Below are 15,825 nucleotides of genomic sequence, written 5' to 3' on the forward strand. Positions count from 1 at the left end.
CCGAGGCGCGGCTATCGCAGGCACGCCAGCTCCCACATTGGAATGCATTTCAAATGTGGGGGCTGGCTTGCCTGCGATAGCGTCAGTCAAAACACCGCTAAATCGTGAGTTCTACCTCGCCCAACCGCCCACCCAGCGGCCCAAAACTGCGCTCCACCATCCGCCGCGATCCATCCGCATTCACAATCAACGCCGTGCTCGCCCGAGTCCCGTAACTGGGGCTGGCAATGAATACGCTCGACAGCAGGCTCTCGGTCGCCAATCCCACGCCGGTATCCGGCAATTCGGCAAAGGGCGCGGTCTGGGGATCGCTCAGGATATCCAGCAAGGCGTGCGGCTGAGGATCTTCGAGTATTTCGCTCAGCGCCGCCTTGGCCTTGAGCAACTTGGGCCACGGCGTATCCAGCCCTGCATTGGATAACCCGTACACCCCGGCCTTCAACCGTGTCGGTTCGGTATGGTTGGCGTTGTAGTGCCACAACTCATCCCGTGTGCCCAGTAGCAGGTTGAACCCGGCGTATTCAATCGAGCGGCCGTTAACGTCGGCCAGATACTCGTCAATCGGCAGTGAACCGCTGAGAAAGCGCGCCACCAGTTCCCCACGGGACTTGCGGGCCGGCGGCTGGTGAGGGTCGCGGATATTGGTCAGGGCGGCAAAGCGCCCTTCGGCACTGACCCCCAGCCAAGTGCCGCCGGCTTCCTGGTCGCGACCGGCGTAGACGTGAGGCGCATCCGCCCATTGGGCCAGCGGCAGGCTCGGGCGGGCGTAGAACTCATCGCGGTTGGCCGCGACGATCAACGGCTGGGCGTGGCCCGGCCGCCAGGCGAAAACAATCAGGCACATCAGGCGATCCCTTTTGTGTTTTCCCCCACTCTACCCACACCCGCAGCGGCGTTCCATCGTATCCAGTTGGGTCGCATGCCTTCCATCCGTTAACATGCCGGACTTGGTTCGGGGGCTCCCATGGAATTTCTGCTGTATTTGCTGCTTGGCGCCTGTGCGGGCGTGCTCGCCGGGCTGTTTGGCGTGGGCGGCGGGATCATCATCGTGCCGGTGCTGGTGTTCAGCTTCACCTTGCAGGGCTTCGACCCGCAGGTGCTGACCCATTTGGCCGTGGGCACGTCCCTGGCGACGATCATCTTTACCTCGGTGAACGCCGTGCGTGAGCACCACCGGCGTGGCGCGGTGCGTTGGCCGATCTTTGTGTGGATGACCCTGGGGATCCTGATCGGCGCGGGCTTTGGTGCATTGACCGCCGAGGCGATTTCCGGCCCGCACCTGCAAAAAATCATCGGAGTGTTTGCCTTGCTGGTGGCCCTGCAATTGGCCCTGGACGTCAAGCCCAAGGCCAGCCGGACGGTGCCGGGCAAGGTCGGCCTGACCCTCGCCGGCAGCGTGATTGGCTGGGCCTCGGCGATTTTCGGGATTGGCGGCGGCTCGCTGACCGTACCGTTTTTGACCTGGCGCAGCGTGCCGATGCAGCAGGCGGTCGCCACTTCATCGGCCTGTGGCCTGCCAATTGCGTTGGCCAGTGCATCAAGTTTCATGATTCTGGGCTGGCATGACCCACTGTTGCCCGCTCATAGTCTAGGGTTCGTGTATTTGCCGGCGCTGCTGGGCATTGCCCTGACCAGCATGGTGTTTGCGCGTTTTGGCGCGCGCCTGGCGCACCGGTTGTCGCCGCGTATGCTCAAGCGGTTGTTCGCCGGGTTGTTGTTCTGTGTCGGCCTAAACTTTTTGCTTTGAAAAACTTGAGTAATACAGTCTTAATCGCGCCCGGGCATGGTCCTGCGCAATAACGAATGATTAACGAGGAGTCGCAATGCTGCCTTACCCGCAGATCGACCCGGTGGCCCTGGCCATCGGTCCGCTGAAAATCCACTGGTACGGGTTGATGTACCTGATCGGCATCGGCGGTGCATGGTTGCTGGCCTCCCGGCGCCTGAACCGCTTCGACCCGACCTGGACCAAGGAGAAACTCTCCGACATGGTCTTCTGGCTGTCGATGGGGGTGATTGTTGGCGGACGCCTGGGGTATGTGCTGTTCTACGATCTTTCCGCGTACATCGCCAACCCCACGCTGATCTTCGAAGTGTGGAAGGGCGGCATGGCATTCCACGGTGGCTTCATCGGCGTGATGATTGCCGCCTGGTGGTTTGGCCGCCGCAACGGCAAGTCGTTCTTCCAACTGATGGACTTCGTTGCTCCGATGGTGCCGATTGGCCTGGGCGCCGGGCGGATCGGTAACTTCATCAACGCCGAGTTATGGGGCAAGCCGACCGACGTGCCGTGGGCCATGGTGTTCCCGCCGTTCAGCGACCCGGCGCAATTGCCGCGCCACCCGTCGCAGCTTTACCAGTTCGCGTTGGAAGGCGTGGCACTGTTCCTTATCCTGTACCTCTTCTCGCGCAAGCCGCGCCCCACCATGGCGGTGTCGGGCATGTTCGCGCTGTTCTACGGGATCTTCCGCTTCATCGTCGAATTCGTACGCGTACCGGATGCCCAGTTGGGTTACCTGGCGTGGGGCTGGCTGACCATGGGTCAGGTCCTCAGTATTCCGATGATATTGGTAGGCCTGGGCCTGCTGTGGTGGGCTTACAATCGCCCGCAACCCCTGAAGAACGCTGCGCTTTAAATTCGAATGCCGAGGCTCGCCAGCCTCGGCTTCACCGATACAGGTACCAAAATGAAGCAATATCTCGAACTACTGAACGACGTCGTGACCAATGGATTGACCAAGGGCGATCGCACCGGCACCGGCACCAAGGCCGTGTTCGCCCGTCAGTATCGGCATAACTTGGCCGACGGCTTCCCACTGCTGACCACCAAGAAGCTTCACTTCAAAAGCATCGCCAACGAGCTGATCTGGATGTTGAGCGGCAACACCAACATTAAGTGGCTCAACGAAAATGGCGTGAAAATCTGGGACGAATGGGCCACCGAAGACGGTGACCTGGGCCCGGTCTACGGTGAACAGTGGACTGCCTGGCCAACCAAGGACGGCGGCACGATCAACCAGATCGATTACATGGTCCACACCCTCAAGACCAACCCTAACAGCCGCCGCATCCTGTTCCACGGCTGGAACGTCGAGTACCTGCCCGACGAAACCAAGAGCCCGCAGGAAAACGCGCGCAACGGCAAGCAAGCCCTGCCACCGTGCCACCTGCTGTACCAGGCGTTCGTGCACGACGGTCACCTGTCGATGCAGTTGTACATCCGCAGCTCCGACGTCTTCCTCGGCCTGCCGTACAACACTGCCGCGCTGGCATTGCTCACTCATATGCTAGCCCAGCAGTGCGACCTGATCCCGCACGAGATCATCGTCACCACCGGCGACACCCACGCCTACAGCAACCACATGGAACAGATCCGCACCCAACTGGCGCGTACGCCGAAGAAACTGCCGGAACTGGTGATCAAGCGCAAACCCGCATCGATCTACGACTACACGTTCGAAGACTTCGAAATCGTGGGCTACGACGCCGACCCAAGCATCAAGGCCGACGTCGCCATCTAAAGGCTATCGCGTTCGAAATGTGGGAGCGGGCTTGCTCGCGAAAGCGCAGTGTCAGTCACCCGATTGATCGGCTGATACACCGCCTTCGCGAGCAAGCCCGCTCCCACATTTTCGATAAGGTTAACAAGGCGGCATCAGTGCCCGTGGCTTCGGCCCACATGTGAAGGCTCAGCCTCACTGGCCTGCACACTCCCGCTGACCTCCAGCCGCTGCAGAATCCCGCACTCCGGCCCGCCACCACAGCGCTGGCGCAGGTCCAGCAATTGTTCCTGCAACGCCAGCAGCCCATCGATCCGCGCTTTCACATGGTGGATATGCTCGTCGATCAGCGCATTCACGTTTTCGCACTGGTCCTGGGGGCTGTCCCGCAGGCCCAACAGGCTGCGGATTTCTTCCAGGGTCATGTCGAGGCTGCGGCAGTTGCGGATAAAGATAAGCCGCTCGGTGTGCGCCTGGGTATACACGCGGTAGTTGGCGTCCGTGCGCGCCGGGGGTGGCAGGAGGCCTTCCTTCTCGTAGTAACGGATGGTTTCCACCGGGCAGTCGGTCAGTTTGGCCAATTCGCCGATCTTCATCGCAGCAATCTCCAAATGGGTGCTTGACCCTATAGTGGCTACAGGGTCTTTACTTGGCAACAGGCACCTTTACGGACGCGACAGAATGAGCGATTCCATCCACACCCCGCACAAGCATGACCACGACCACGACCATGCCCCGAAGAAATTGACTCCCGTGCATGACCACGGGCACGGCGGCTCGTGCTGTTCCGGCGCTCCTGCGCCAGCGCTCGTTCAATTGAGCGAAGCGCCTACCGCGGGCTCGCGGCTGAGCACCTTTCGCATCGAAGCCATGGACTGCCCCACCGAGCAGACGCTGATCCAGAACAAACTGGGCAAGCTTGCGGGCGTGCAGCAGCTGGAATTCAACCTGATCAACCGTATCCTGGGTGTCACCCATGACTTGCCGAGCACTGCGCCGATCATCGACGCGGTCAAATCCCTGGGCATGCAGGCCGACCCCATCGAAGAAGGCACGCCTGCCGCCGAGCCTCCTGCCAAGAAACACTGGTGGCCGCTGGCGGTGTCCGGCGTCGGCGCGCTGGGCGCCGAAGTGCTGCACTTCACCAACGCCGCGCCCACCTGGGTCATCGCGGTGGTCGCGCTGGTGTCGATCCTCAGCGGCGGCCTCACCACCTACAAAAAGGGCTGGATTGCCCTGAAAAACCTCAACCTGAACATCAATGCGTTGATGAGCATTGCGGTGACCGGTGCGATCCTGATCGGCCAGTGGCCGGAGGCCGCGATGGTGATGTTCCTGTTCACCGTGGCCGAGTTGATCGAAGCCAAATCCCTGGACCGTGCGCGCAATGCCATCAGTGGCTTGATGCAGATGACGCCCGAGCAGGCCACGGTGCAGCAGGCGGATGGGACATGGGTTGAAAAAGAGGTAAAAAGCATTGAGCTGGGCGCCATCGTGCGGGTCAAGCCCGGCGAGCGCATCGGCCTGGACGGTGAAGTCACTGCCGGCCAATCCACCATCGATCAGGCGCCGATCACCGGTGAAAGCCTGCCGATTGAAAAGACCGTGGGCGATAAAGTCTTCGCGGGCACCATCAACCAGGCCGGTTCCCTGGAATACACCGTCACCGCAGCTGCCAACAACTCGACCCTGGCGCGCATCATTCACGCGGTGGAACAGGCCCAAGGCGCGCGGGCGCCGACTCAGCGGTTTGTCGACAGCTTCTCGAAGATCTACACCCCGGCCGTGTTCCTGTTCGCCCTGGGTGTCGCGCTGATTCCGCCGCTGTTCATCGCTGGCGCCTGGTTTGACTGGATCTACCGTGCCCTGGTACTGCTGGTGGTCGCCTGCCCGTGTGCGCTGGTGATTTCCACCCCAGTGACCATCGTCAGTGGTCTCGCGGCCGCTGCGCGCAAAGGCATCCTGATCAAGGGCGGCGTGTATTTGGAGGGCGGTTACAAGCTCGACTACCTGGCCCTCGACAAGACCGGCACGATCACCCACGGCAAGCCGGTGCAGACCGATTACCTGGCCCTGTTCCCCACTGTCGAAGACCGCGCGCCGGCGTTGGCCGCCAGTCTGGCCGGGCGTTCCGATCACCCGGTGTCGCTGGCGATTGCGAATGCGGCTGTGGATAAAAACCTGCCGGTTGACGTTGTGGATAACTTCGAGGCCCTGGCCGGTCGCGGCGTACGCGGCGATATCAACGGTGAAACCTACTACCTGGGCAACCATCGCCTGGTGGAAGACCTGGGCCTGTGCTCGCCGGAGCTGGAAGAAAAACTCTTCGCCCTGGAAAAACAGGGCAAATCGGTGGTGCTGCTGCTCGACAAGTCTGGCCCCCTGGCGCTGTTCGCCGTGGCCGACACGGTCAAGGACAGCAGCCGTGAAGCCATCCAGCAATTGCATGAGCTGGGCATCAAGACCCTGATGCTTACCGGCGACAACACCCACACCGCCCAGGCGATTGCCGCTCAGGTCGGCATCGACCGGGCCCAGGGCGACCTGTTGCCTACCGACAAACTGCAAGCCATCGAAACCCTCTACGGCCAAGGCCATCGCGTGGGCATGGTCGGCGACGGGATCAACGACGCCCCGGCCCTGGCCCGCGCCGAGATCGGTTTTGCCATGGCCGCCGCCGGTACCGACACTGCCATCGAGACCGCCGACGTGGCGCTGATGGATGATGACCTGCGCAAGATTCCGGCATTCATTCGTCTGTCGCGACAAACGTCGAGTATCCTCAAGCAAAACATCGCCCTGGCGCTGGTGATCAAGGCGATCTTCCTGGTGGTCACCTTCCTGGGCCTGGCCACCATGTGGATGGCGGTGTTTGCCGACATGGGCGTGGCCCTGCTGGTGGTGTTCAATGGCCTGCGCCTGTTGCGCAAATAAACGATGAGAGGGTGGTGTGCTGAGTGCCGAGTTGAAGGCGTTTTACATGGTGGCCCGCCAGGGCAGCATTACCCAGGCGGCGAAAAAACTCGGCCTGAGCCAGCCCACGGTCACCACCCAGATCCGTAACCTGGAAAGCCAGTACGGTGTCGAACTGTTCTACCGAGGCGGCCGCCGCCTCACCGTCAGCGACGACGGCGCGCGCCTGCTGCCGATGGTCAAGGCGCTGTTGCAGCAGGAGGCGGATATCGAGTTCTTCCTGCGCAACAATGGCCAGGTCCAGGGCGCACTGAGAATTGCCGCGACAGCACCGTATTACATCCTCGACCTGGTCAAAGCGTTTCGCGAGCGCTTGCCGCAAGTGGACGTGTCGGTGGAAATCGGCAACTCCCAGCAAGTGCTGGAAGCCCTGGATGACTACCGCGTCGACGTTGCCGCCTCCTCGCAACTGCTGGAAGACTCGCGCCTGATTCGGCGTGTATTGGGCACCGACCCCCTGGTGCTGGCGGTGCACCGCAACCATCCCCTGGCCAAGCTCGACCATGTGCCCCTCAATGCATTGGCCGGGCACACCTTGTTGATGCGTGAAGCGGGTTCCACCACGCGGCGCCTCACCGAAGAAATGCTGCAGGGCGCTGGCGTGAGTTATGGCCCACTGCTGGAAATCGGCAGCCGCGAGTCGATCCGCGAAGCGGTGCTGCGCAATATCGGCATCAGCATCATCGCCCGTCAGGAAGTGCCCCACGACCCGCAACTGCGGGTGCTGACCATCGAAAATGCACCGCAGATCCCCGAGTACCTGTACTGCCTCAAGGAGCGCAAAGGCGCGCGGTTGCCGGCGGCGTTTCTAGGGTTGGCGCAGGAGATGTCGCCGCTCTGACGCGACGGGTGGTTTTGGACTCGCCCAGGCAACAGATGCCTTCCCAAATCCATCAATACCACTATCGCTGGGTTTTGCCTTTCTGCCACACGAGGGACGCATTGCCTGCCTAGCATGGCCTTCATCCGTTCGATGAGGTGCCTTGCATGAACACAGCCCTGACCCAACCCGGCGCGCCCATGAAGGTGCGCGGTATCCAGAAGCGCTTTGGCGCCTTTACCGCACTGGATAACGTCTCCCTGGACGTCGCCGCCGGCGAGCTGGTGTGCCTGCTGGGCCCGTCCGGTTGCGGCAAGACCACCTTGCTGCGCTGCATCGCCGGCCTGGAACGCCAGGACAGCGGCGAGCTGTACCTGGGCGAGCGTGATGTTTCCCTGCTGCCGCCCCAGGCGCGGGACTACGGCATTCTCTTCCAGTCCTACGCGCTGTTCCCCAACCTTACCGTCGAAGCGAATATCGGCTACGGCCTCACCGGCAGCGGTCGTGATGAAGTGCGCAAGCGCGTCGGCCAGATGCTTGAGCTCGTCGGCCTGGTGGGCAGCGAAAAGAAATACCCCGGCCAGCTCTCGGGTGGCCAACAGCAACGGGTTGCCCTGGCCCGTGCCCTGGCCTCGGCACCGTCGCTATTGCTGCTCGATGAGCCCATGTCGGCCCTCGACGCCCGGGTGCGCGAGCACCTGTGCACCGAGCTGCGCCAGCTGCAACGCCGCTTGGGCATTACCACCCTGATGGTCACCCACAACCAGGACGAAGCCATGCTGATGGCCGACCGCATCGCCGTGATGAACAACGGCAAGGTCGAGCAGTACGCGACGCCCCAGGAGATCTACGACCGCCCGGCCACGCCGTTCGTGGCGGAGTTTGTCGGCCAGGGCAACTGGCTGCCGTTCAGCCGCAACAGCGCCAGCCATGCCCAGGTGGGCGGGATGAACATGCGCCTGGCCGATGACGCCGGCGTGGCCAGCTCCGGGCGCCTGTTCTGCCGCCCAGAGGCGATCAGCGTCAACCCGCCGGTGCACGAAGAGAACCTGTTCCCGGCCAAGGTCCGCGAGATCACCTTCCTCGGCAACCGCTGCCGCATGAGCTTCGAACTGGAGCAGTTGCCCGGCCACCCGTTGCTGGCGGAACTGGCTCCGGAGGCTATGCCACGCCTGGGTGCCCAGGATATCTGGGTGGCCTTGCCGCCACGCAGCCTGCAGGTGTTTGCCTGAGATGGTTACGGTGATGACTCTGCCGCATCAGGTTAGCCGCGCGGAAACGGGCGACCGAATTTTCGTGCTTGGCGGTAAGTGGTTGTGGCTATTGCTGCTGGGCGTCGCCGTGCTGCTGCCATTGCTGGCGATCTTCTGGCGCGGTTTCAGCAGCGAAGCCGGCCAGGGCGGTGGCTTGGTGGCTGCGCGGGAGCTGGTCACCAGTGACAACTTCCATTGGTTGCTGGGTAATAGCCTCAAAGTTTCGCTCAGCGTGGCGGCCATCGTCGTACCGATTGCCTATCTGTTTGCCTACGCCCTGCAACGCACGTTGATTCCTGGCAAGGCGATCTGGCGCGGCCTGTCGCTGCTGCCGCTGATGGCACCGTCGATGTTGCCGGGCATTGCGCTGGTTTATCTGTTCGGTAACCAGGGCATGCTGCGCGGGCTGCTCTCGGAGAATATCTACGGCTTCTGGGGCATTGTGCTGGGTGAGGTGATCTACACCTTCCCACACGCCCTGATGATTCTGCTGTCGGCGCTGTCCCTGGCGGATGCGCGGCTGTTTGATGCGGCTTCCAGTATGGGCGCCAGCCCGGCCCGGGCGTTTCGCAGCATCACCTGGCCGGCGACGCGCCAGGCGGTATTCGCCGCGTTTTGCCTGGTGTTCACCCTGACCATCACCGACTTCGGCGTGCCCGTGGTGGTAGGGGGCGATTATCAGGTGCTGGCGCTGGAGGCCTACAAAGCCGTGGTCGGCCAGCAACAGTTCGGGCGTGGCGCCTTGATCGGCATGGTGCTACTGCTGCCGGCGCTGTTCAGCTTTGGCGTGGATGCCTGGCTGCGCCGTCGTCACGGCGATTCGATGAGCGGGCGTGCCCAAGTGTTCCAACCGGCGCCATCGCGCCTTAGAGACGGCTGCTACCTGGCTATCGTGCTGTTGATTTGTGCCGTGTTGCTGCTGGTGTTCGGCATGGCGGTGTATTCGTCGCTGGTGAAGTTCTGGCCGTACAACCTCTCGCTGTCGCTCAACCACTATCAGTTCGAAGACACGGCGGGCGGCGGCTGGCTGGCCTACCGCAACAGCCTGACCATGGCGTTGTGCACGGCGTTGGTCGGCAGCGTGCTGATTTTTACCGGGGCGTACCTGATGGAAAAGACCCAGGGGCAGAAAGGCCTGAACCTGGCGCTGCGCCTGCTCAGTTTCGTGCCGATGGCCGTACCTGGGTTGGTACTGGGCCTGGGCTACGTGTTCTTTTTCAACCTCAACGGCAACCCGCTGCATGTGTTCTACGGCAGCATGACCCTGCTGGTGGTGTGCACCATTGCGCACTATTTGACCACTGCACAGATGACCGCGACCACGGCGTTGCGCCAATTGGATGCCGAGTTCGAAGCCGCGGCCTTGTCCCTCAAGGCGCCGTTGTACCGCCATTACCTGAAGGTCACGGTGCCGATCTGCCTGCCGGCGTTGCTGGACATCGTGCGCTACCTGTTTGTGTCGGCGATGACGACGGTGTCCGCCGCGATCTTCCTCTACAGCCCCGACACCATCCTCGCCGCCGTTGCCGTGCTGAACATGGATGACGCCGGCAACGTCGGCGGTGCGGCGGCCATGTCCACTTTGATCCTGTTCACCTCGGCCGGCGTCTCGCTGCTGCTGGCGTGGGCTTCACGAGGCGCGTTGCGCCGCTCCCAAGCCTGGCGCCAGACCGCGCCAGGCCAATAATCCTGAAGGAGGTGTTCCATGTTCAAGCCCCTGGCGCTGGTCGCTGCCGTACTCACTGCATTCAGCCTGAATGCCTTCGCCAAGACCGAATTGACCGTGTACACGGCCCTCGAAGCCGAGCAGTTGAAGACCTATAAGCAGGCGTTCGAAAAGGCCAACCCCGACATCGAGATCAAATGGGTGCGTGACTCCACCGGCATTATCACCGCCAAGCTGCTGGCCGAGAAAGCTCGCCCGCAGGCCGATGTGGTCTGGGGCCTGGCCGCCTCCAGCCTGGCGATCCTCGACCAGCAAGGCATGCTGGACAACTACGCGCCGAAGGATCTGGACAAGATCGGCAAAAACTACCGCGACGCCGCCAACCCACCCGCCTGGGTCGGCATGGACGTGTGGGCCGCGACCATCTGCTTCAACACCGTCGAAGCCGAGAAACAGGGCCTGACCAAGCCGGTGAGCTGGCAGGACCTCACTAAGCCGGAGTACAAGGGCAAGATCGTCATGCCCAACCCCGCCTCCTCCGGCACGGGCTTCCTGGACGTCAGCGCCTGGTTGCAGACCTACGGCGAGCAACAAGGCTGGCAGTACATGGACGACCTGCACCAGAACATCGGCCAGTACGTTCACTCCGGCTCCAAGCCGTGCAAGCTGGCGGCTTCAGGTGAATTCCCGATCGGGATTTCCTTCGAATACCCGGCCGTTCAACTCAAGCGCCAGGGCGCGCCGCTGGACATCATCCTGCCAAAAGAAGGCCTGGGTTGGGACATCGAAGCAACTGCCGTGATTAAGGGTACCGCCCACGCCGACGCGGCAAAAAAACTCGCCGACTTCTCCGCGAGCACAGCGGCCATGGACCTGTACAAGGACAACTTCGCCGTCCTCGCCCAGCCCGGCATTGCCAAGCCGCAGACCGAGTTGCCGGCCGACTATGAACAGCGCCTGATCAAGAATGACTTCGCCTGGGCGTCGAAGAACCGCGACAGCATCCTGGCCGAGTGGCGCAAGCGCTATGACGGCAAGTCGGAAAAAGTGGCGGGCCAGTAAGGCTTTCGTCAGGGCTGATGGCCTCATCGCAGGCAAGCCAGCTCCCACGTTGGCAGGTATTCACCCATCAAACTGTGGGAGCCGGGCTTGCCCGCGATGGCGGTCTCGAATACAGGACATCACGACATGACACACCACAGCGACCTGCTGATCATCGGCGCCGGCATACTCGGCCTGTCCCATGCGTACGCCGCCGCCAGGCGCGGCCTCAAGGTCAAGGTGTTCGAGCGCAGCGCCACGCCACTGGGCGCGTCCGTGCGCAACTTTGGCCAGGCACTGGTCACCGGCCAACCGCCGGGGCCGATGCTCGACCTGGCACGGGAAAGCCGTGATATCTGGGGGCAATGGGCTGAGCGCTCGGGTCTGCAGCTCAAGCGCAACGGCTCGTACCTGTTCGCCCGCACCGAAGCGCAGGAGCATCTGCTGGAAGCCTTCTGCGCCGGTCGCGCCGTAGAGCACGGCTACAACGTCGAACTGCTGCAAGGTGCAGCGATGAAGGATCTCTACGGCGGCCAGTTCCGTCATCATCGCGCCGCGCTGCACGGCAAGGACGATCAGCAGCTGTATTCCCGCGAGGCGATCCCGGCGCTGATCGACTATCTTCGCCGTGAACTCAAGGTGGAGTTTCACTTCTCCACCCTGGTGCGTGACGTTGAACCGGGCCAGTTGCACAGCACGGCGGGCAGTTTTCGCGGCGAGCAGATCATCGTGTGTTCCGGCCACGATTACCAAACCCTGCTGGCTGAATCGATCGCCGAACTCAACCCAGGCATCTGCCGCCTGCAAATGCTCCGCGCGCGGCCAGCCGTGAACCTGAACCTGCAACACGCCTTGCTCACCGGCCTGAGCTGTGTGCATTACGGCGCTTTTGCCGACCTGCCGCAGGCCGCGCCCGTGCAGGCGCAGATCCTGCGGGAGTCGCCGCATCTGCACGAACACGGCATCCACCTGCTGATCAGCCCGACGCCCTATGGCGAACTGATCATTGGCGACTCCCATGATTACGGCAGCGATGCATCGCCGTTCAATGCCGAGCAGATCGACGACTGGATGATCGAACTGGCCGAGCACACCCTGGGCTGCAAGATCCAGGTGGTCGAACGCTGGCAGGGCGTCTACGGCTCGCGCGGGCCGCGACCGTTTTCCTTCCTGCGGGCTGCTCCAGGGGTGAGCGCGGCGTTGATGCATACTGGCGTAGGCATGAGCGTGGGGCCAGCGATGGCCGAGCGCAATATCACCGCATTGTGGGGGGCCGCGTGATGAACCCAGAGCAGGCGATCGCCGACGTCTTCGGCTTGTACGAGAAACACGGCACGGCGGACTACATCGGCGAGCCGGTGTCGCAGCTCGAGCATATGTCCCAGGCGGCGCAGTTGGCCATGGCCGAGGGGTTTGATGATGAAGTGGTGCTGGCAGCGTTTTTCCACGATATCGGCCACCTCTGCGGCCACGGGGGCGAGAACATGGGGGGCTATGGCGTGGTCAGCCATGAGCGGCTGGGCGCGGATTACCTGCGCCGCGCAGGGTTCAGCGAGCGCATGGCCACGCTGGTGGAATACCACGTTCAGGCCAAACGCTACCTGACCTACAGCCAGCCCGACTACTACGCGCGTTTGAGCGAAGCCAGCCGCCGTACCCTGGCTTATCAGGGCGGTGTGATGAGTGCCAGGGAAGCCCAGGCATTCGAACAGGACCCGCTGTACGCCGTGAGTTTGCGCCTGCGTCAGTGGGACGAGCAGGCCAAGGAAATGCACGTGCCGGTGCTCGACCTTGAAGTGCTCAAGGCCAAGGCTCGGCAGGTGCTGGCGGCTTAGGTTTCGTCCAGGCGCAGGGCCAATGCTTGGACCTGTTCCTGGCGCTCGGCCTGGCTGAGTTTGGCGTGGGGGTTGAGCGACGACCATTGCGGGTGGGCGCGGGCCTTGTGCACCGCATCGGGCAATTTACCTTCGCGCCAGGTTTTGTCCTGGGGCGTATCGACCTTGATGCTGTGCATCGCCGCATGGCCGCGCAGGTTCAACGCCTTGAGCAACTGGCGCTGACGCAGGGCGAGCAGGCGCAATACGCTGTCGTCGACGGTCAACTCTCGGTGGCCTTTGATCTTGCCCAGCAGCCGGCTGCCATAGCTTCGCGCGGTTTGCAGCGCGCCCCCGGCAATCGCACCCGCGAGGGCGGCGGCGCCGAGCGTCAGGCCGCCGACCAATAGATCCACACCGGCACCCGCGGCCGCGCCTGCGGCGATACCACCGCCGACGCGCACGCCCAGTTGCTTGAGGGTTTCGGGGTTGAACAAGTCATCGCCCCAGCGCCCATCGAGCAAGGGCAAGTCGCTGGCGGCGGCATCCTGCGGGCGAAAGCCGAACAGTTTGAGCAAGGCTTCCACGCATTTTTGTTCGCGTTGACGCACGGCTTTACGCAGGTCGCCGATGGCTTGCTGTTCATCCTCGGTGACCACGCTGCGGCGGCAGGCGGCGCAGTCGATCAAGAGTTCGGCGATCAACCGCGCGGCGCTTTGCTGGCGCGCCTGGCGTTGAGCCTCCTGGTCAAGAATCAACCGCTCCAGCTGTGGCCGCGCGTGTTCCAGCAGCAAGGCGAGGCTTTCATACAGGCGCCGCTCGCCGTCTTCCGGCGGTGCCACGCTGTCGAATCGCACCAGCGCGTGCAGGCCAAGACGGGCCAGGGCTTCGCGCCAGTCCGGCTCGCGGTGGTCGCTGCTGCTGACGAAGTTGAGCACTGGCAGCAACGGTTTGCCGCAACTGGCCAGCACTTGCAGCTCGTCGCGGTACTTGGCCAGTACTGGCTCGCGGGCGTCGATCACGTACAGGCCGGCGTCCGAGGCCAGCAGTTGGCGCAGCACCTTGGCTTCCTGTTCGAAACGCTGGCGGGCTTCGCTGCCCTCAAGGAAGCGCGCAAGGCGTGCCGGGCCGTCGAGGCGTTCGCCGGGGCGGTCCAGGCGCTCCAGGTAATCGAGCAGGGCGATGGCGTCTTCAAGGCCTGGCGTGTCGTACAGCTCCAGCAAGGCCTCGCCATCCACTGACAACCGCGCGCCTTCGACATGCCGCGTGGTGCTGGGGCGATGGGAGACTTCGCCGAAGCCCACGTCACGCGTGAGGGTGCGCAGCAGCGAGGTCTTGCCGACGTTGGTATGGCCGACCACGGCGAGTTTCAGGGGCTTAGTCATGACCGGTCTCCAGCCAGTTCAGCGGCGCGCAATCAGCGAACGGCAGTTCAAGCTGTTGCAGCGCGGCGTGCCAGTCGCCCAGGCGTTCGGCGTCCAGGGCCTGGCCCGGCGGCGCTTGCAGCAACCACACGCGGGTGGCGGTGGCGCTGCGTGCCAGTTCGGCGATCAGGGCCAGGCTGCCGCGGTCGGGCGAGCGCCGTGGGTCGCAGGCGATGGCCAGGCGTGCCGGCGGAAAGCGCGTCAGTTGTTCCAGCAGTTTGTTGCGTGATTCGCGGCTGTCGAGGATGCCAGCGTTCTTCACACTGGCTGGCAGTTTGGGTGGCCAGGCGTGCTGGTCGTCCAGTTCGATGGCGACCAGCAGGGCGCCGTCGCTTTCCAGTTCACTGACCCCGCCGCTGACGTGGTGCAGCTGTTCGGGCGCAGCATCGTTGACCCCAAGGCGCTCGCTGCTGGGCATCAGGCGTTCGCGCAATTGGCTGTAGCCGGGCAGGTTGAGGTCCAGGCGCAGGGCTGCGCGCCCACGCTGCCAGCGCCACAGGCACAGCAGCGCGAGGATCAATCGTGGCAGCAGGCCGTAGACCAGCAGCACGCCCACCAGCCAGGTGGCCCAGGCTTGGCGGGCGCTTTCGATATTCAAGGCGTAGTCGCCGCTGGCGCGGATCATCTCCACCGTTGGCACATTGAAACCGAGCAGCGCGGGCAGGGCACCGAGCGCCTGGGTCGCGGCAACGAAGGTGTCGGCGCCCAGGAGCGTGGTCTCCCACACAAAGCCATAGCGGCGGGTGGCGAGCAGTGTCAGCAGAATCACCAGCGCACTGAGCAACGCCAGTAACCACAGGCTGTTGACCAGGACACCCACCGCCCAGCGATTGAGTTTCTGGCGCTGTAGCAACAGCAACAGCGCGGGCGCCAGTTGGGCGGCCTTGGCGTCACGGGCGAGCTTTTCGCTGAGCCACAACCACAGGCGCCCGAGACTGGCGCTGTGTTCGCCGGCAAACAGCAGGCCCAGCGTCCAACTGATCAGCAGGATCAGGTTCAAGCCGAGCAGGCTGCCCAGGGCCCAGAACACATTCACCGGGGCCAAGCCATTACCCAGTGCAGCAAAGCCCAGGCCGGCGCCGCTGATCACGGCGACGATGGCCAGCAGCACCAGCGCCAGGCGTGCGCCCTGCAGCCAGCGGGTGAGGGCGGACGTGAGCCCGTCGCGTTCGGCCAAGTGCAGGGCGCGCTGTTGGATGCGCGTCGGCAGGTCGCCGCCGGCCGTGCGGGCCAGGCGGTTGGCTTCCAGGTCTTCCAGGGGGCCGGCGTGTTCTTCACGCAGGCGCACGGTTTCTGTCAGCCAAAGTGTGTGCAGCGGGGTCAGTGCAGTCACG

At 63.4% G+C, this 15,825-nt stretch carries 14 protein-coding genes; 10 read left to right on the forward strand and 4 right to left on the reverse strand.

The window, feature by feature from the left end; genetic code table 11:
- Positions 1-97: 97 nt before the first annotated feature.
- Complete coding sequence (locus tag CQ002_RS02165) at positions 98-844, reverse strand: NRDE family protein (protein ID WP_105163019.1); 747 nt, start codon at positions 842-844, stop codon at positions 98-100.
- A gap of 120 nt (positions 845-964) precedes the next feature.
- Here CQ002_RS02165 and CQ002_RS02170 point away from each other — a divergent pair, with 120 nt between their 5' ends.
- From CQ002_RS02170 to CQ002_RS02180, 3 genes are all read left to right on the forward strand, one after another.
- On the forward strand, positions 965-1,747 hold the full coding sequence (locus tag CQ002_RS02170; RefSeq protein WP_034110030.1) for a sulfite exporter TauE/SafE family protein: 783 nt from the start codon (positions 965-967) through the stop codon (positions 1,745-1,747).
- Positions 1,748-1,823: 76 nt separating this feature from the next.
- Positions 1,824-2,636 carry a prolipoprotein diacylglyceryl transferase gene (lgt, locus tag CQ002_RS02175; RefSeq protein ID WP_034110028.1) on the forward strand — a complete coding sequence of 271 codons (813 nt, stop codon included), beginning with the start codon at positions 1,824-1,826 and terminating at the stop codon, positions 2,634-2,636.
- A gap of 51 nt (positions 2,637-2,687) precedes the next feature.
- Positions 2,688-3,521 carry a thymidylate synthase gene (locus CQ002_RS02180; protein ID WP_034110026.1) on the forward strand — a complete coding sequence of 278 codons (834 nt, stop codon included), beginning with the start codon at positions 2,688-2,690 and terminating at the stop codon, positions 3,519-3,521.
- A 134-nt stretch (positions 3,522-3,655) separates the two neighbouring features.
- On the opposite strand, the gene cadR is transcribed toward CQ002_RS02180, so the two are convergent.
- A complete protein-coding gene (gene cadR / locus CQ002_RS02185) occupies positions 3,656-4,096 on the reverse strand; it encodes a Cd(II)/Pb(II)-responsive transcriptional regulator (protein WP_034110025.1) in 441 nt (146 codons plus the stop codon).
- 85 nt (positions 4,097-4,181) lie between these two features.
- On the opposite strand from cadR, the gene CQ002_RS02190 reads away from it, so the two are divergent.
- From CQ002_RS02190 to CQ002_RS02220, 7 genes are all read left to right on the forward strand, one after another.
- On the forward strand, positions 4,182-6,434 hold the full coding sequence (locus CQ002_RS02190) for a heavy metal translocating P-type ATPase (RefSeq protein WP_069078498.1): 2,253 nt from the start codon (positions 4,182-4,184) through the stop codon (positions 6,432-6,434).
- Between the two features lie 16 nt (positions 6,435-6,450).
- Complete coding sequence (locus CQ002_RS02195; protein WP_034110021.1) at positions 6,451-7,314, forward strand: LysR family transcriptional regulator; 864 nt, start codon at positions 6,451-6,453, stop codon at positions 7,312-7,314.
- Between the two features lie 146 nt (positions 7,315-7,460).
- A complete protein-coding gene (locus CQ002_RS02200; protein ID WP_105163018.1) occupies positions 7,461-8,525 on the forward strand; it encodes a putative 2-aminoethylphosphonate ABC transporter ATP-binding protein in 1,065 nt (354 codons plus the stop codon).
- A 1-nt stretch (position 8,526) separates the two neighbouring features.
- Positions 8,527-10,233 carry a putative 2-aminoethylphosphonate ABC transporter permease subunit gene (locus CQ002_RS02205; RefSeq protein WP_105163017.1) on the forward strand — a complete coding sequence of 569 codons (1,707 nt, stop codon included), beginning with the start codon at positions 8,527-8,529 and terminating at the stop codon, positions 10,231-10,233.
- 18 nt (positions 10,234-10,251) lie between these two features.
- A complete protein-coding gene (locus tag CQ002_RS02210) occupies positions 10,252-11,274 on the forward strand; it encodes a putative 2-aminoethylphosphonate ABC transporter substrate-binding protein (RefSeq protein ID WP_034110014.1) in 1,023 nt (340 codons plus the stop codon).
- 126 nt (positions 11,275-11,400) lie between these two features.
- Positions 11,401-12,534: a TIGR03364 family FAD-dependent oxidoreductase gene (locus tag CQ002_RS02215; RefSeq protein ID WP_034110012.1), complete on the forward strand. Its 1,134-nt coding sequence runs from the start codon at positions 11,401-11,403 to the stop codon at positions 12,532-12,534.
- Positions 12,534-13,088: a phosphonate degradation HD-domain oxygenase gene (locus tag CQ002_RS02220; RefSeq protein ID WP_105163016.1), complete on the forward strand. Its 555-nt coding sequence runs from the start codon at positions 12,534-12,536 to the stop codon at positions 13,086-13,088. The genes CQ002_RS02215 and CQ002_RS02220 overlap by 1 nt, the downstream gene beginning before the upstream one ends.
- Here the strand turns inward: CQ002_RS02220 and CQ002_RS02225 are convergent.
- The gene (locus tag CQ002_RS02225; RefSeq protein ID WP_105163015.1) at positions 13,085-14,452 is read right to left on the reverse strand and encodes a DUF3482 domain-containing protein; all 1,368 of its coding nucleotides are present in this window, start codon (positions 14,450-14,452) and stop codon (positions 13,085-13,087) included. The two genes, CQ002_RS02220 and CQ002_RS02225, sit on opposite strands and share 4 nt — an antisense overlap.
- Positions 14,445-15,824, reverse strand: a complete 1,380-nt coding sequence (locus CQ002_RS02230; RefSeq protein ID WP_069078492.1) for a DUF2868 domain-containing protein — start codon at positions 15,822-15,824, stop codon at positions 14,445-14,447. The genes CQ002_RS02225 and CQ002_RS02230 overlap by 8 nt, the downstream gene beginning before the upstream one ends.
- Between the last annotated feature and the right edge of the window lies 1 nt (position 15,825).

The sequence above is a fragment of the Pseudomonas sp. MYb13 genome (assembly GCF_002980075.1).
GTDB lineage: Bacteria > Pseudomonadota > Gammaproteobacteria > Pseudomonadales > Pseudomonadaceae > Aquipseudomonas > Aquipseudomonas lurida.

Excerpts from the sequence above, each read along its gene's own strand:
- CQ002_RS02165 (WP_105163019.1), bottom strand. The coding sequence starts at position 844 with ATGTGCCTGATTGTTTTCGCCTGGCGGCCGGGCCACGCCCAGCCGTTG.
- CQ002_RS02170 (WP_034110030.1), top strand. The coding sequence starts at position 965 with ATGGAATTTCTGCTGTATTTGCTGCTTGGCGCCTGTGCGGGCGTGCTC.
- lgt (WP_034110028.1), top strand. The coding sequence starts at position 1,824 with ATGCTGCCTTACCCGCAGATCGACCCGGTGGCCCTGGCCATCGGTCCG.
- CQ002_RS02180 (WP_034110026.1), top strand. The coding sequence starts at position 2,688 with ATGAAGCAATATCTCGAACTACTGAACGACGTCGTGACCAATGGATTG.
- cadR (WP_034110025.1), bottom strand. The coding sequence starts at position 4,096 with ATGAAGATCGGCGAATTGGCCAAACTGACCGACTGCCCGGTGGAAACC.
- CQ002_RS02190 (WP_069078498.1), top strand. The coding sequence starts at position 4,182 with ATGAGCGATTCCATCCACACCCCGCACAAGCATGACCACGACCACGAC.
- CQ002_RS02200 (WP_105163018.1), top strand. The coding sequence starts at position 7,461 with ATGAACACAGCCCTGACCCAACCCGGCGCGCCCATGAAGGTGCGCGGT.
- CQ002_RS02205 (WP_105163017.1), top strand. The coding sequence starts at position 8,527 with ATGGTTACGGTGATGACTCTGCCGCATCAGGTTAGCCGCGCGGAAACG.
- CQ002_RS02210 (WP_034110014.1), top strand. The coding sequence starts at position 10,252 with ATGTTCAAGCCCCTGGCGCTGGTCGCTGCCGTACTCACTGCATTCAGC.
- CQ002_RS02215 (WP_034110012.1), top strand. The coding sequence starts at position 11,401 with ATGACACACCACAGCGACCTGCTGATCATCGGCGCCGGCATACTCGGC.
- CQ002_RS02220 (WP_105163016.1), top strand. The coding sequence starts at position 12,534 with ATGAACCCAGAGCAGGCGATCGCCGACGTCTTCGGCTTGTACGAGAAA.
- CQ002_RS02225 (WP_105163015.1), bottom strand. The coding sequence starts at position 14,452 with ATGACTAAGCCCCTGAAACTCGCCGTGGTCGGCCATACCAACGTCGGC.